The organism is Streptococcus pluranimalium (assembly GCF_002953735.1).
GTDB classification, from domain to species: Bacteria; Bacillota; Bacilli; order Lactobacillales; family Streptococcaceae; genus Streptococcus; species Streptococcus pluranimalium.
Genome location: NZ_CP025536.1, coordinates 1,616,131 through 1,631,274 on the forward strand (window position 1 = coordinate 1,616,131; position 15,144 = coordinate 1,631,274).

Sequence of the window (15,144 nt, forward strand, 5' to 3'; positions counted from 1 at the left end):
TTCTATTAATGATGTTGGCAAGAGCATTGCCCTGGCAGACACTGACAGACAACCTTATCTACTGCGCCAGATTTTTTTATATTTAATAATTTTTCAAGATCATCAATATCTGCCAAACTCATAGGGGTATCTGCCACTAACTTTTCAATCAATGTCTTATGATTAACGACACAAATTTTAGCGAATGTGTCTGAAACACAAGTCCATTGCCCCATTTCTTCTGAAATCAAGGCTCTGTACCAGAAACGTCTTCCCTCACGACGACTAGCCAATAATTCCTTATCGACTAAGCGAGTTATCAGGGTCTTTATCGTTGAATCCGACCAATCATGATTCTGTTGCAAAACATCAATAATATAGGAACTGGTAACCTCTTCCGACGCCCAAGCAACCCTCATGACCTCCCATTCAGCATTTGAAATGTGTGACATGACACTCTCCTTGTTGACAATTGTAAATAAAATTTTATCCTATCCTATTGCAAGAGTCAAGTTCTAAAAACTTGATTAGCCAATACCCTCATCATTTCTCTAACAGGGATGTGCAGATTAGATTAATCTTGTATATTGCTAAACGAAACATTTTTAGTCATTAATTGTCTCTTTTTATTAAAATAGTTTAGATTTATTGGGCTTCAGTATCTGAAAATAGTTTGCTTTCTCTTGTAAATACTGTTGACCTTATTTATATTAGACTCAGTGATAGATTCACTAAACTAAAGGTTCCGATTTTGGTATTATCAAACACTGATATCTAAGCTATCAATAGGTAATTAAAAAATACTACTTCTTCAAATACAAAGACCAAAAATAGCACATAATTAAAGGTATAAATGACATTCTCAAAAATGTGATCTATACCTTTTAAACAAATTATTTTTTGAATTAAGAATCTAATAAGCTAGTTTGTCTCAGTTCCTACTAATACTCGGAGACAATCGAAATCTGATCAGGAAAGGTACCTCAGAGAGAACTAAAGTTCATCAAGGTAAACTTGACAACATCAGATTTTGGTTTTCAATGGGTATAACTAACTTAACGATCTAACTGACGTAATAATTCATCAATTTTATTACCATATTCGATAGATTGATCTTTTTCAAATGATAAATCAGGAATTTTATACATGTGGAGGTTTTTACCTAGTTCACGTTTTATCGTTCCTGTGGCTTTTTCTAAACCAATTTGTGCTTTTTGATTGTCAGAAGCTAGTTCACTGTGGATAGTGTAGTAAACTTTTGCCGCTGATAAATCACCCAACATTTGAACATCAGTGATGGTAACATCTTGGACACGTGGGTCACGAACTTTAAGACGCAAGATTTCATTGACTTCACGTTTGATTTCCATACCAACACGATCAACACGATGATTTGCCATAAGTTTCTCCTTTCAAATCATTAAGACAAAAGAGACTGGGATAAAGTCCAATCTCTTTATGTAGAGTCCGCTATAACTTTCTCTAAGATAGTGGCTGAGAGTGTACTATCTTGTACAGTTCTGAGGAAATTTAACTCCAGTCAACCACTACTGAATGATTGCTGCACTCACTTTTTATCCTCTAAAACAGACCTCGCCCCTTTATTTAATGGTTCATTGTAAGAGCTGTTAAAGATTCGAACAGTGTTTATTTTCTAACAATCTCTTCCATGATGTAAGCTTCAATAGTATCATCAACTTTAAGATCATTGAAGTTCTCAATCATGAGACCACCTTCTTGGGCATTTCCGACTTCTTTAACATCATCTTTATAATGTTTCAAGCTAGCTAGTTTGCCATCGAAGATAACCACGCCATCACGGATGACACGAGCACTTGAATCACGTGTGATCTTACCATTGATAACCATAAATCCACCGATAGTACCCACTTTAGAAACTTTAAAGGTTTCGCGGATAATCGCTTCACCAAGAACTTTTTCTTGATACTCTGGATCCAATTTACCTTTCATCGCTTCTTCGACTTCTTCGATAACTTTATAGATAATGCTGTGAAGACGAATTTCAACGTCATCGGCATCGGCTTGTTGACGTGCCTGTGGTGTTGGACGAACGTTGAAACCAATGATAACAGCATTTGATGCTTCTGCCAAGGTAATATCAGACTCATTAATAGCACCTACTGCTGAGTGAACGACATTGACACGGACACCTTCTACTTCGATTTTAAGAAGTGAAGCTGCCAAGGCTTCTACAGAACCTTGTACATCAGCTTTGATGATAACATTAACAGTCTTAACTTCACCTGCTTTAAGCGTATCAAAGAGATTTTCAAGACTAACTCGTTGCGTATTTTGACGTTGTTTCATAAGGGCGCGTTTAGCACGTTCTTCACCAGCTGCACGCGCTGCTTTCTCATCAGCGTAAACAGCAAAGTGATCACCTGCCATTGGTGTTTCATTCAAGCCGGTAATAGAAACAGGTGTTGATGGTTCAGCTGTTTTAACACGGCGACCAAGGTCATTTACCATAGCACGAACACGTCCAAAGGTGTTACCAACAACGATTGGGTCTTGAACATTAAGTGTTCCTTGTTGTACAAGAAGGGTCGCAACAGCACCTTTACCTTTATCAAGGCGAGCCTCAATAACAGTACCGATGGCACGAACGGTTGGATCGGCTTTCAATTCTTCCATTTCAGCTACAAGGAGGACTGTATCAAGCAATTCGTCGATATTTTGACCGAATTTTGCCGAAATTTCAACAAACTCAGAATCGCCACCCCAGGCTGTTGAGATGACACCGTGCTCAGCTAATTCTCCGATAACACGTTCTGGGTTAGCACCTGGTTTATCAATTTTGTTAATGGCAACAATGATTGGAACTTCTGCAGCTTTTGAGTGATTGATTGCCTCGATAGTCTGTGGCATAACGCCATCATCCGCGGCTACAATCAAAATGGTAACGTCTGTAACAGATGCTCCACGTGCACGCATTGATGTAAAGGCTGCGTGACCTGGTGTATCTAAGAAGGTGATTTTCTTACCGTTTGTTTCGATTTGATAGGCACCGATATGCTGAGTGATACCACCGGCTTCTCCAGTCGCAACACGTGAGTTACGAAGAGTATCAAGAAGGGTTGTTTTACCATGATCAACGTGACCCATGATCGTAACAACAGGTGCACGTTCAATCAACTCATCTGGATTAAGATAATCCTCATCTGCAAAGAAACGTTCAATATCAGCATCATCTACTTCAACTTTAGCACGTGCTTCAATTCCATAATCAACCATCAAGAGTTCAATGGTGTCACCATCTAATGATTGGTTCTGGGTAGCCATAACTCCCATCATAAAGAGTTTCTTAACAATTTCTGCAGGTTCACGTTTGATACGTTTTGCAATTTCAGCAACCGTCATCCCTTCAGTATATTCAAATTCCTTAGGTAATTCATGGAATTTACGCTCTGTTACTGGCTTTGGAGCACTGTTAGCATTACGATTGTTTTTACCTTTTTTATTTTGTTTATTTTTATTCCAGTTACTATTTCTTTGATTTCTCACTTGGTTTTGATTCGTCCAATTTTTCTTATTTTTACTTTGCTTAGGACCATCTTCATTATGATTTGAAAAATCACGCGATTTTTCAGGACGACCCTGTTTTTTGCGACGGTTGTCTGATTGACTCGAAACAACTTGCGTTGGCATATCAGCAACCTGAGGTTTATTTGAAGCATCTGCTACGAGACGAGCATTATCTTGAGCTTGTTGTTCTTTTTCTTTTTCAATCTCAGCCTGTTTAGCTTTACGAGCCTGTTCTTGGGCCAACTGAGCCTGGCGTCGCGCTTCTTCTTGTTCACGGAAACGTGATTCACTTTGACGTGAGTACTCAGCATTTTGTTCAGCTTTTAGAGCAGCAGCACGTGCTTTAAAATCGATTTTTGGTCCAGATTGCCGCTGACGATTCTGCGAGCTGCTGTTATTGAATCGATTCTCATTGCCTCGATTGTTACGGTTTGATTGGTCGTAACGTCGGTCATTATTTGGACGATTATCTTGTTGACGTCCTCCTTTAGGATGACCTTGTTGATGACGACCATCTTGACGGCGATCATTCGAGCGGTTATCACGACGCTTTTGACCACTCCCGTTTCCGTTATTTCGACTTTCACCTTTACTACGACGATCTGCTTCAGCCTTAGCTTTGGCTTCACGTTCTGCTTTGAAGTTACGACTTTGTGGACGTGGTTTTGCAACCACTGTTTCTGCTACTTCAGCTTTTGCATGAGATTCCTCAACTTTTGGAGCAGTTGTTGTTTTTGGTTTATCACTTACCACTGGTTTAGTAACTTGCTGAACTTCAGTTGTACTAGACACTTGTTTTTTAGTTGCCTTTGGTGTTGAAGTACCTTTGAAGGCTGCTGTTAGACGCTCAGCATCGTTACCTTCTACACTTGATGCGTGACTTTTAACAGCCATGCCCAATTCCTGAGCTTTGGCGACAACTTCCTTACTTGCGACACCGACTTCTTTCGCAATTTCATATAAGCGTTTTTTTGACACGTGACGTCCTCCTATTCCTTATGCCATAAGAGTCCTCATTTTCTTTGAAAATCCAGCATCAACAATAGTAACAACCTTCCTAGGTTTTCCTACTGCCATGCTTAATTCCAGTGTATTAAACACTGTGGAGACTTCTATTTGATAGTATTTACTTTTATCTGTAATTTTTTTAGTCAAATTATCACCAGCATCGTTGGCTAGAAAAATTAATGTTGCTTCCTGATGTTGAATGGCTTTAACAACCAATTCCTCACCTGATATAACTTTTCCAGCTCGCTGTGCTAGTCCGATTAAATTGGCTAATTGTTGCTGATTATTCAAGACCGAGCTCTCTTCTTTTTACCTTGTGGTCAACGTAAGCAATCAACTCATCATAGAATTCATCAGAAACTGCTGTTTTAAAACTGCGATCAAAGACCCGTCTTTTCTTAGCTTCTTGGGCTTCTTGATTATCTAGTTTAATATAAGCTCCGCGACCATTCGCTTTTCCAGTTGGATCAATAAAAATGTCTCCCTCCTTGTTTTTCACAATTCGGAGCAAGTCACGTTTATCAATTACATCACCAGAAACAAGAGACTTTCTTAAAGGTATTTTACGTGTTTTAGCCATAAACACCTCTATTTATTATTCTTCGTTAGATATGTCGTCAAGTGGCATGACATCCACATCTTGTTGGTTTACTTCAACTGACTCTTCAGTAGAGACAACTGCCGCTTCGTCTGCCAAAGCTTGCTGAGCTTCCATTTCTTCGTATTCAGTTGCAGACTTAATGTCAATGCGGTAACCTGTTAAATGAGCCGCTAAGCGAACATTTTGACCACGACGACCAATAGCCAGTGATAATTTGTTATCAGGTACAACAACAGTTGCACGTTTGCTGTTTTCTTCGTCGAAGAGAACCATATCAACTTCAGCAGGGGCAATAGCATTGTAGATAAACTCTGCTGGATCTTCAACCCACTGGATAACATCAATGTTTTCCTCAACAGGTACTTCAATGCCTGTTTTAGCATCAATACGGGTTGGATGGAATTTGCTGATAACCTTCTTAATGTTTGAACCACCACGACCAACAATCGTACCGATAGCATCAACATTAGGATTGTGGCTGCGAACTGCAACTTTTGTACGATCCCCAGCTTCACGAGAAACACTCATGATTTCCACTGTACCATCAAAGACTTCGGGGATTTCTTGCTCCATAATGCGTTTGATGAATTCAGGATGGCTACGACTAACGAAAACATTGACACCTCGAGGATTGTTTTCTACCTTGTAGACATAAACTTCAATACGATCATGTGATTTGAAGGTTTCACCTGGGATTTGGTCTTGATGCGACAATTGTGCTTCAAGTGATCCAAGATTAACGTAGATAAAGCGTTGGTCAAAGCGCTCAACTGTACCTGTCATGATTTCACCTTCATGCTCCTTGTACTCGTTGAAAGTCACTTCACGCATTTGCTTGCGCATTTTTTCCATGATGGTTTGTTTAGCTGATTGCGCTGCAACACGACCAAATTCAGTCACAGACTCTTCAAAACGAATCTTATCACCTAATTCATAAGCTGAACTGATGGCTAAAGCGTCTTTTAAACTAATCTCAAGTCGACTATCAAAAACTTCATCGACAACTTCACGAACCGTATATACCTGGAAATCAGCAGTCTTTTCATTGAATTCAATAACACAGCTTTCCGCCTGACCATAGCGGCGTTTGTAGGCTGATTTCAAGGATTCCGTTACGGCATCAATGATATCTTCTTTATTAATGTGCTTTTCTTCTTCCAAAATACGGAAGGCTTCTAACATTTCTTTACTCATGCTTGTCTCGCCTTAATAATTAAGGCAATTCCTTTCTTTTCTGAATGATTAGGTTATAGTTTTACCGCTAAGCGGGCTTTGGCAACCGTTTGATAGGGAATATCAACAGTTTTATGCCGCGTCTTATCCAAGTAATCAATGGTCAGATTTTCACCATCAAAGGCGAGTAAATCTCCCTCAAAAACTTTGACTTTATCGATAGCTTTATAAAGACTAACATTAACATAGGAACCGACTGCGTTTTCCAATGCTTCCTTAGTTTTCAGTGGACGTTCTAAACCTGGACTAGACACTTCCAAAAAATATTGTTCTGGGAAGGGATCTGGTTTTATGGTATCTAGTAGCGGACTGATAACATCGGTTAATTCTGCCGTATCATCTACAGAGATACCACCAGGTTTGTCAACAAGAATACTAAGGACATAATCGCCACCCATTTTGCCATACTCGACATCAACCACCTCGTAAGGAGCCTTGATATGAGGCGTAACCAACTCAGTTACCTGTTCAACTATTGTTGCGATAATAATCCCTCCTTGCACAGACAAGAGGCGAAGTAATAACCTCGCCCCTTTCTCATTATTTTAATTAATCATATCACAATAGCTAGCAACTTGCAAGTCTAAAGAGTCCAGAATGCTTGTTCTCTCAGTATCTAATCTTCCTTAGCTAAATCGCCATTAATATCAAAGGTATACTTATGACCTTGTGTTAGACTTTGATAAAATCCTTTACCTTCATATAGCTGAAAAACACGAACATTTTCCCTTTCCTTATGATTAGGATAAACTTGCTCGACAAATGGATTTCCTGCTAAAACCTCTTCTAACTTTTCTTCCCCTAATTCACGTACTCTTCCTTCAACGCGAATCACTTGGATTAAGTAATCCTCTTGATGCATGCCCGTTATGGCAATATTAGGGTTTCCTTGTAATTGCTTATAAAATCGAGTTGTGGGACTTGTCATGAAAAAAATCCCCTTTTCATTTGCCAAGCCAATGTGAATAAAGCGAGCATGAGGGTGTCCTGCCGAATCCGTAGAGGCAATCACCGATGGAGACATTTTAGTTTCCAACAAATTCAAAATTTCTTTAACTTTCATAGCTACCTCCTTTTTTTGAAACCGTTTAACTTGTTACTATTATAACATAATCGAAAATAAAAAGAAGCAAAGATGAAAGATTCCTAGCTTCTTTAGTCTTTATTGAATTTGGTAGGTGAATGGGGGCGAATACCCCAAAACCTTGATATACCAATGCGATAAAAGGAGAGGAGGGGATTCGAACCCCCGAGCCCCGTTAAGGACTACACGCTTTCCAAGCGTGCGCACTCGGCCACTATGCGACCTCTCCATCAAAAAGCGGAAATTTCCGCTTAACTATTAAAATTGTGCTTCAACCCGGTAAATCACTTGACCTTTTTCAGAGAACTTCTGCTCGTACTCGGTCATCACATTACTTTCATAGTTACTAGCATGTAAATCTAGCCAAACCTGCTTCAAGGTCATACCATATTGAGAAAAACTAGCTAGGCTATATTCAAATAAGCCACGGTTATCGGTCTTGAAATGAATTTCACCGTGTTCTGGCAAGATTTGCTGATAGGTCTCTAAGAAAGTCTTGTACGTCAAACGGCGTTTTTCATGTCTTGTCTTAGGCCATGGATCTGAGAAATTCAAATACATAAGAGCCACTTCACCATCTTCAAAATAATTGGTTAAGCTTGAACCATCAACACGAAGCAAACGAACGTTTGGCGCCTGACTTTCAATCACTTTATCTAAAGCATAACTGAGAACAGAAACTTGGATATCAATACCAATGTAGTTAATATTGGGATTCTGCAAGGCCATTCCCGTAATGAAAGCACCTTTTCCAGAACCAACTTCAATATGGATAGGATTGTCATTACCAAAAACCAGATGCCATTTACCTTTTGCATCTTCAGGATTTAAAATAACGTATTGGGGATGATTTTCTAAATAGTCTTCAGCACCTTTGCGCTTACGAACTCTCATTTGAATAACTCTCTAAATTTTCTAAGGGCGTAAATTTCACGGTTGACACGCTCCATATCACGATTATCAAAATACTGCTGAATCTGCGATAAGTAGGACAACTGACCATACCAATATACCTTATCCATCACAGCTTTAGGATTGTCGTAACCATAATAAACCAACCAATCTGACCAAGCCACACGTGGAACATAGTGACTAAGAAGATGTCCAATATCATACATAGGGTCAGTTAGACGAACAGAATCCCAGTCGACAAGATAAATCACACCACTGGTTGTAATAATCCAATTATTGTGTCTGACATCACCATGAACGATAGTGGCATCATCACGATCAAAATTTGGTAAACTTTGTTTCAACCCTTTTACGATAGTCTGAATAAAAGTATTCTCACGTAATTGAAGCGGCATTTCACGCTCCAATTTTGCAAGGAGTTCATAAGGGTTTTCAATTTGATACTTAAGCTGTAACAGTTGATTAGCCAAATGCTTTGATTTATGCAAGCGCAATAAAACTTGAACAATCTGCTTGCTCATCATATCTTGTTTGAGCAAAATGCGACCATCAAGCCATTCTTGTGCACTCATCATATCACCATTCCCCAACCGTTTAGCCCAAAGTAATTGTGGTGCAATCTGCTCTTTAGCTAAGGCTGCTAAAATTGGTGTGGTGTTCTTTTTGACAAAAACACGTTCTCCAGATGGGTAGGTTCCCATATAGGCTTTGTTACTTTTTCCACGCATGGGTGTCAATGTTAAATCGTTATCAATAACTGTCACCATACCCTCCTTTTTTCCTACCATTTTAGCTCTTATTTTACTTGTTTTTTAAGACTTAGTCAACAAACATCTTCAGCTTATTCGGAAGATAAACCAAGCTCAGAACGAGCATAATAGGAATAATCCCCAAAAATCTCCAGTCTAACGCTACTAAACTTAATTGAATCAAACCAATACCTAGCGAAAGTTTTAGTAATAGGGTTTTAAAAGCTTGTCGTTGAAGCTCGCTTTCTACTGGATATAATCGCGCCATGATTTGATAATCATACACTCGGTAAAGTCCAAGAAGTTGGAAAAGCAAGAGATAATTAAAAAGACCTACTAAAGCTAGCCCCCACCAATTTGGCAAGAGTACTCCCAGAACCAAACTAATAAGAAGTAACCTCAGGCTTAGCCAAAAGTAGTCCCCATTCCTAAGATAGGCTCTCGCATACAATTCTAACCAAACATTTTGTGTTGTTGTTTTTGTTAACAATCCTATCAGTGGATTGAGATATTTTCTTGGTTTTGTCGTACTAGAAATACCTTTTACAGTTGTAAACAAGGCAAAGAAAGTCAAAATCCTTTGCTGTCTCTGTTTTTCATAGCGAATGAGTTTTGTAAAATCAAGCAAATGTCCCCTGTAAAATCCTTTAAAATCATGATATATGCGAATCCCTCTCAGTATAAGAAGCACTACAACATAGCCAATGAGCTGCCATAATGACCAACCGGATAAGAGAAAAATAGGAGACAATAATAAGGTGACAAAAAGCTGAAATATCCCCCATAAGATAAAGGATTTTCTTGCAGCATTTTTTAAATTCCTTTGCAAAAATGTTTCCTGAAGTAAGAGAAATACCTGGTCTGCAGATACCAGATAGGTCGCTATCCTTCCTAAAAACGTTAGGGCAAGTGTTACTAAAATGGAGAGAACGACGGGAAACATAGAACCTTTGGGAAAATCGTTAACCAGATTGGTATATTGAACCACCAAAAAGCCCAAAAGAAACATCAGAACTAAAACAAAATGGTCATTAAAAACATAGCGTAGATACTTAACACAGCGCTGATTAAACTCTAGTCGACGCTTTTGAATAATCTTTTCCATCTTAATTCTCCTGCGTCAATTGCATATAAATATCAGTCAAATCAGCTGTCGGTAGACTAAATTGTTTTCGTAACTCTTCTAGACTACCGTTAGCTAGAATCTCACCATGATGGAGAATGACAAAACGGTCACACATTTTTTCAGCAGAATCCAGAACATGAGTACTCATCAAAACAGCTGTTCCTTTAGATTTTTCCTCTGCAATAATAGTCGTCAAATCTCTAATAGCTAAAGGATCTAATCCCAAAAAAGGCTCATCCACAATCAATAAGCTTGGCTCAATCATGAGAGCTGCAATAATCATTACTTTCTGCTTCATCCCTTTTGAAAAATGAATGGGATACCAGTCTAATTTGTCCTCTAAACGAAAGAGTTGTAACAGCTTTTGTCGTAATTCCTGCTGCTCACCTAAACCATAAGCTAACGCAACTGTATCCAAATGTTCTTGTAAGGTCAACTCTTCATATAAGATTGGCGTCTCAGGGATATAACCTATTTTGCGACGGTAACTTTCTGGATTTTCTAACAATTGCAAGCCATCCAAAGTCACACTTCCCTGATAAGGTTGCAAAAGTCCAATGATTTCACTGATAGTCGTTGATTTCCCTGCTCCGTTAAGCCCAATTAAGCCAACAACTTCTCCTGAGGAAACCTCAAAAGAAATGTCCTTTAAAACAGGTATATTAACGTAGCCACCAACTAAATGATCAATTTTTAGCATGACGATTCTTCCTAACTTTGATATACTATTCTTAATTATAACAAATTCAATCAAAAAGGTGGTTTTACATATGGCAAATTGTATTTTCTGTCAAATTATCTCTGGTACAATCCCATCATCTAAAGTATACGAAGATGAAAAGGTACTTGCCTTCCTAGATATTACACAAACAACAAATGGCCACACTTTATTAATCCCTAAAGAACATGTTAAAAATGTTCTTGATATGACTGAAACTATGGCACAAGAGGTTTTCTCACGCTTACCTAAAGTTGCTCGAGCTGTTCAGAAAGCGACTGGAGCTAAAGGAATGAATATTATCAATAACAATGAAGAAGTTGCTGGTCAAACCGTCTTTCATGCTCATATCCATCTAGTACCAAGATTTGATGAAAAAGATGGTATTGATATTAAATACACCACTCACGAACCTGATTTTCAATCGCTAGGAAAATTAGCTGAACAAATTGCGAAAGAGGTAGTCTAATGGGACTTAAGAAAACACTAGCTGCTAGCGCCATAGCCTTCCTAGCTTATAAAACCTTTCAAAAGCGACATGAGCTATCCGAAACTTACAGCACCGAAAAAGCTCGCTTAGCTAGTATGAACAAAGATAAAGATAATATCCAAAAGCAGTTAGCCATCATTAAAACTGAATTAGCTAAAATAAATGAAATCGGTGAAGACACACATCATAAAGTACGCGTTTTCCAAAAAGATTTAGAGCCAAGATTGGAAATAATAAAAGAAAACACGAACCACATACAGAAAAAACTTGATAAAAGATAATCCTAAAAATCAAACACACATAGAATCTTGATATTAAAACCTTGATTCTATGTGTGTTTTTCTATAATAATTGATTCAGTATTCAACTATATAATGTATAATGCTTTAAACAGTGAGCTATTTTAAGTACTCCCAAGAGTTATATATGAGAGATTTTAAAGAATGGTAACCCTAACACAGTGTCGTCTTTGTCAGTACTCTTTGTATCAAACAAATAAGACATTGCATACCAACCAGATAGAGATTTTGTATAAGGATCAGTGACATGGACCATTCCATTATTATAACCTTTTAATACAATTTCATGGGATCCACCTGATACAAAAACATTATTCTGAACACCTGCAAGAATGTAATAACCTTCTCTAAGTGCTGATACAATACTATTGTAAGATGACAAATTAGTAGCTTTTAATCCCCAAGCTTCTGATGCTTTAACAATCCCTGGTGCACGAGTTCCAGGTACAAGGCGATCAAATTCATTAGTATTATAGTATAACCAATCTGCTACAGTTGTTGGCATTACTGTTTTACCAGTTAAGGCTGAGAAAACCATACTGAGCGAGGTCGGTACACACCCTGTGTCTCCCATTGTATAACGCCCATAATATTTTGATGACCAACGTGAATCTCGCTGATTGTAATAAGGCATTGGATAATCTTTCGCAACCACTCCACTAATAGTCGTGGTTGAAGCTGATAGGGCTGATAAGCTGCTATTTCCCAATTCATAATAAACATGCACATGATATTTACCGTTAGTATAGCCGTGTTTGGCTAAGGAGGTTGTGGCGATGTAGGTGCCGTTAGACTGTCTTGTGGCTACTTGCCATTCAAGGTCATCCTGTCCACTAGCATCCGACCAGACCGCAACACGAACGGATTTCAAGCCATCACGTGCACTCACCTGACTAATAGTTGTCTGAAAGGTATTCGTTGTGTGATTAACACTTGAAATGCTGACACTGCCTGTTTTACTTGGCAATTGCGCAATAGTTGCCGTTGTTTTAGCTACAAACACTGGCTTGCCTGTCTCGTAGGAATAAGCATGAATATGATAAAGACCTGTGGATTTATGGTTGCCATAGAGCGCTAAAGCCTCTCCCTTGGTGTCCGTCGCATACCATTTGATATCATCTTGTCCGCTGGCATCTGACCAGACCGCAACACGAACCTTACTAAGGTCTTTCACGGCCGTTGAGGCAACACTTAAGGCAATCCCCGTTGAGGTTAAACGAGCTGACACGGTTTGACTAGCAGCTGGCCTTGTAAAGCGATGATCCCCTAAATTAGTCCCAACACGACTACCATCTTGATAGGTGGTGTAAACGTGAATGGTATAGTCATCGCTGGTGTTAGACAAATCACGCATGTTAACCGTCACTTGCGCGGTTTGATTAACAGCGTTAGCTTGGTACCACTTGAGATCGTCTTGACCACCTGTCTTAGACCAAGCAGCAACGGCGATACTTTTGATAGCTTTTTCGACAGTGGTCACTGTCACTGTTGCCGTCGTGTCTGTCTTGGCAGAAATAGAGACCTTGGCCAAGCTTTGTTGCGGAACTGCTTTGGCAACCCGTTCAAAGCGTGTTGAGGCAATCGCAATCTGTTGACCCGTGATGGCACTAACCCCATAGGCATGAACATGATAGGTGCCAAAGTCATTGTTATGATGTGCCGTATCAATATGAGCTTCATAAATACCAGAAGAAACTTGACTGGCAGAATACCACTTGAGGTCATCTTGACCATTTTTGTCGGACCATACCGGTACTTTGACCGCACTGATACTTGATGGAACACCCTCTAAACGAACCACATAATGGTTAGGAGAACTTTCTGTGATTTTAGGGGTTAACCAAGGTTTAGCAACCGTTAGTTGACCACCTTCCAAACCAATCATTTTCCCTGAGCTATTCTTATAGGTATGAACATGATAAAGACCATATTCTTTATGTTTAGACAAATCAACATAGGCAGCTCCTATCTGATCTGCGGTATACCAAGTGATATCATTACGACCATTAACATCTCCCCAAACGGCGTATTGAATTTTTTCATTGCTGGCGATAGGTCCGTTATATTTCAAGGTCAGGGTCTTCTGATTGACCACTTTAGCGACTAAGACTTCTTCTGAATGCCCATTACCTGCTGCTGCACCAGGCAGGTCACCGTTACTAGAGCTGACAGCGGTACTAGTAAGAGCACTAGCTCTTTCTGGAGAAGATGTGCTTCGAGACACTGTAGGTTCAGTGACGCTTTCAACATGAGTAGCTGTTGCACTAGCACTTCTTACTGAGGAAGAGGATTGCTCAGAAGCAGCCGCAAAGCTTTCTACTAGAGTCGCCTCTGATGAACGAACTGAGGATGCTGGTGACTCTGACTGAGTCTTGTTCACTGACAAATCAGTACTAGCAAGTGTCGGCTCACTGGTCACACGGCTGTCTGTCTCTGATGAAGCTGGTGCTGTGTCAGGAGAAGTTGGTGCTAATTGAGCTGGCTGATTGAGCCCAACCCAACTACTGACGGACGAACTCGTCGTGTGATTAGCACTCTCTTCTGCTAACACACTAGGTGATAAAATCAGACCTGCTGATGTGATACCGGCAATGACCCATTGTTTCTTAGACTTATACATCTTCTTTTTCATGGTTTAATCTCCTAATTGATAATAATTAAAGTATACCACTGTTCGTAATGACTTTAAATACTTTAATAAAATTAAACAAGCTATTTTAATTTATCATTGTTATACGTATGTGTTTTTTCTAAACCTTGAAAATCTTGCTGACGAAGCGCTTCATAGACAATCATACAAACAGTATTAGAAACATTCAGACTTCTAACGTGCTCATCATTCATAGGAATTCGCAAAGCTTTTTCAGCATTTTCTCTCATAAAATCTTCTGGCAAACCAGTATCTTCTCGTCCAAACATAAAGTATTGATTGATAGGCTGATTATAATCGACATCCGAATATGTCTGGTCCGCAAATTTAGAAATCAGATAAACAGGACCATTTCGCTTTTCCATAAATTCTTCTATAGAGTCATAGTAATAAATATCCAATTTATCCCAATAGTCCAGACCTGCACGTTTCATTTTTTTATCATCAATAGGGAAGCCCATCGGCTTAATAATATGTAGTGGACTATTTGTCGCTGCACAAGTTCTGGCAATATTGCCAGTGTTTTGCGGAATTTGTGGTTGAAAAAGCACGATATGATTACGTCCAGTTGACTGCTTTTTATGATTCATTTCTGTCATCATCTACTCTCTCCTTGATTTTGCCCATAAAAATAACCACGCTACCCGGAGTCAAGCTCAGCAGATAGCGTGGTTGGTGTTGACTCGTTACCTTAAATCATAACAGGTTTGATTTAAACCAACGAATAGCTTAATAGTAAGTATAACACT

The 15,144-nt window shown here is 39.1% G+C and carries 15 protein-coding genes, 1 tRNA gene and 2 pseudogenes; 2 read left to right on the forward strand and 16 right to left on the reverse strand.

What is annotated here, in order from left to right; translation table 11 throughout:
- Window positions 1-5 precede the first annotated feature (5 nt).
- The 14 genes and pseudogenes from C0J00_RS08215 to C0J00_RS08275 form a co-directional block, all read right to left on the reverse strand.
- Window positions 6-431, reverse strand: coding sequence for a CopY/TcrY family copper transport repressor (locus C0J00_RS08215; RefSeq protein ID WP_104968405.1), 426 nt, complete (start codon window positions 429-431; stop codon window positions 6-8).
- A 603-nt stretch (window positions 432-1,034) separates the two neighbouring features.
- The gene (gene rbfA, locus C0J00_RS08220; RefSeq protein WP_104968406.1) at window positions 1,035-1,379 is read right to left on the reverse strand and encodes a 30S ribosome-binding factor RbfA; all 345 of its coding nucleotides are present in this window, start codon (window positions 1,377-1,379) and stop codon (window positions 1,035-1,037) included.
- Between the two features lie 247 nt (window positions 1,380-1,626).
- Window positions 1,627-3,603 (reverse strand): annotated as a pseudogene (gene infB, locus C0J00_RS08225) (translation initiation factor IF-2); the annotation flags it as partial.
- 506 nt (window positions 3,604-4,109) lie between these two features.
- Window positions 4,110-4,503, reverse strand: a pseudogene (locus tag C0J00_RS10720) (translation initiation factor IF-2 N-terminal domain-containing protein); the annotation flags it as partial.
- Between the two features lie 18 nt (window positions 4,504-4,521).
- Complete coding sequence (locus C0J00_RS08230; RefSeq protein WP_104968408.1) at window positions 4,522-4,824, reverse strand: YlxQ-related RNA-binding protein; 303 nt, start codon at window positions 4,822-4,824, stop codon at window positions 4,522-4,524.
- On the reverse strand, window positions 4,817-5,113 hold the full coding sequence (gene rnpM / locus C0J00_RS08235) for an RNase P modulator RnpM (RefSeq protein ID WP_104968409.1): 297 nt from the start codon (window positions 5,111-5,113) through the stop codon (window positions 4,817-4,819). Before rnpM ends, C0J00_RS08230 begins: the two co-directional genes overlap by 8 nt.
- Before the next feature lie 15 nt (window positions 5,114-5,128).
- A complete protein-coding gene (nusA, locus tag C0J00_RS08240) occupies window positions 5,129-6,328 on the reverse strand; it encodes a transcription termination factor NusA (RefSeq protein ID WP_104968410.1) in 1,200 nt (399 codons plus the stop codon).
- Window positions 6,329-6,381: 53 nt separating this feature from the next.
- Window positions 6,382-6,870, reverse strand: coding sequence for a ribosome maturation factor RimP (rimP, locus tag C0J00_RS08245; RefSeq protein WP_407697168.1), 489 nt, complete (start codon window positions 6,868-6,870; stop codon window positions 6,382-6,384).
- A gap of 113 nt (window positions 6,871-6,983) precedes the next feature.
- Window positions 6,984-7,430 (reverse strand): pyridoxamine 5'-phosphate oxidase family protein, encoded by a 447-nt coding sequence (locus C0J00_RS08250; RefSeq protein WP_104968411.1) that lies wholly within the window; start codon window positions 7,428-7,430, stop codon window positions 6,984-6,986.
- A gap of 163 nt (window positions 7,431-7,593) precedes the next feature.
- Window positions 7,594-7,680 (reverse strand) — tRNA-Ser (locus tag C0J00_RS08255).
- Between the two features lie 29 nt (window positions 7,681-7,709).
- The gene (gene trmB / locus C0J00_RS08260; RefSeq protein WP_104968412.1) at window positions 7,710-8,345 is read right to left on the reverse strand and encodes a tRNA (guanosine(46)-N7)-methyltransferase TrmB; all 636 of its coding nucleotides are present in this window, start codon (window positions 8,343-8,345) and stop codon (window positions 7,710-7,712) included.
- The gene (ccrZ, locus tag C0J00_RS08265) at window positions 8,342-9,127 is read right to left on the reverse strand and encodes a cell cycle regulator CcrZ (RefSeq protein ID WP_104968870.1); all 786 of its coding nucleotides are present in this window, start codon (window positions 9,125-9,127) and stop codon (window positions 8,342-8,344) included. Before ccrZ ends, trmB begins: the two co-directional genes overlap by 4 nt.
- Before the next feature lie 55 nt (window positions 9,128-9,182).
- Window positions 9,183-10,217, reverse strand: a complete 1,035-nt coding sequence (locus tag C0J00_RS08270) for an ABC transporter permease (protein ID WP_104968413.1) — start codon at window positions 10,215-10,217, stop codon at window positions 9,183-9,185.
- A 1-nt stretch (window position 10,218) separates the two neighbouring features.
- Entirely contained in the window at window positions 10,219-10,938 is a 720-nt protein-coding gene (locus C0J00_RS08275) for an ABC transporter ATP-binding protein (RefSeq protein WP_104968414.1), read from the reverse strand.
- 70 nt (window positions 10,939-11,008) lie between these two features.
- On the opposite strand from C0J00_RS08275, the gene C0J00_RS08280 reads away from it, so the two are divergent.
- Together C0J00_RS08280 and C0J00_RS08285 are read left to right on the forward strand one after the other, a co-directional pair.
- The gene (locus tag C0J00_RS08280; protein ID WP_104968415.1) at window positions 11,009-11,425 is read left to right on the forward strand and encodes an HIT family protein; all 417 of its coding nucleotides are present in this window, start codon (window positions 11,009-11,011) and stop codon (window positions 11,423-11,425) included.
- Window positions 11,425-11,727 carry a hypothetical protein gene (locus tag C0J00_RS08285; protein ID WP_104968416.1) on the forward strand — a complete coding sequence of 101 codons (303 nt, stop codon included), beginning with the start codon at window positions 11,425-11,427 and terminating at the stop codon, window positions 11,725-11,727. The genes C0J00_RS08280 and C0J00_RS08285 overlap by 1 nt, the downstream gene beginning before the upstream one ends.
- 139 nt (window positions 11,728-11,866) lie before the next feature.
- Here the strand turns inward: C0J00_RS08285 and C0J00_RS08290 are convergent, their stop codons facing one another.
- Both C0J00_RS08290 and trmL read right to left on the reverse strand, forming a co-directional pair.
- Complete coding sequence (locus C0J00_RS08290) at window positions 11,867-14,377, reverse strand: GBS Bsp-like repeat-containing protein (protein WP_104968417.1); 2,511 nt, start codon at window positions 14,375-14,377, stop codon at window positions 11,867-11,869.
- An 80-nt stretch (window positions 14,378-14,457) separates the two neighbouring features.
- Window positions 14,458-14,994 carry a tRNA (uridine(34)/cytosine(34)/5-carboxymethylaminomethyluridine(34)-2'-O)-methyltransferase TrmL gene (trmL, locus tag C0J00_RS08295; protein ID WP_199773995.1) on the reverse strand — a complete coding sequence of 179 codons (537 nt, stop codon included), beginning with the start codon at window positions 14,992-14,994 and terminating at the stop codon, window positions 14,458-14,460.
- Window positions 14,995-15,144 lie beyond the last annotated feature (150 nt).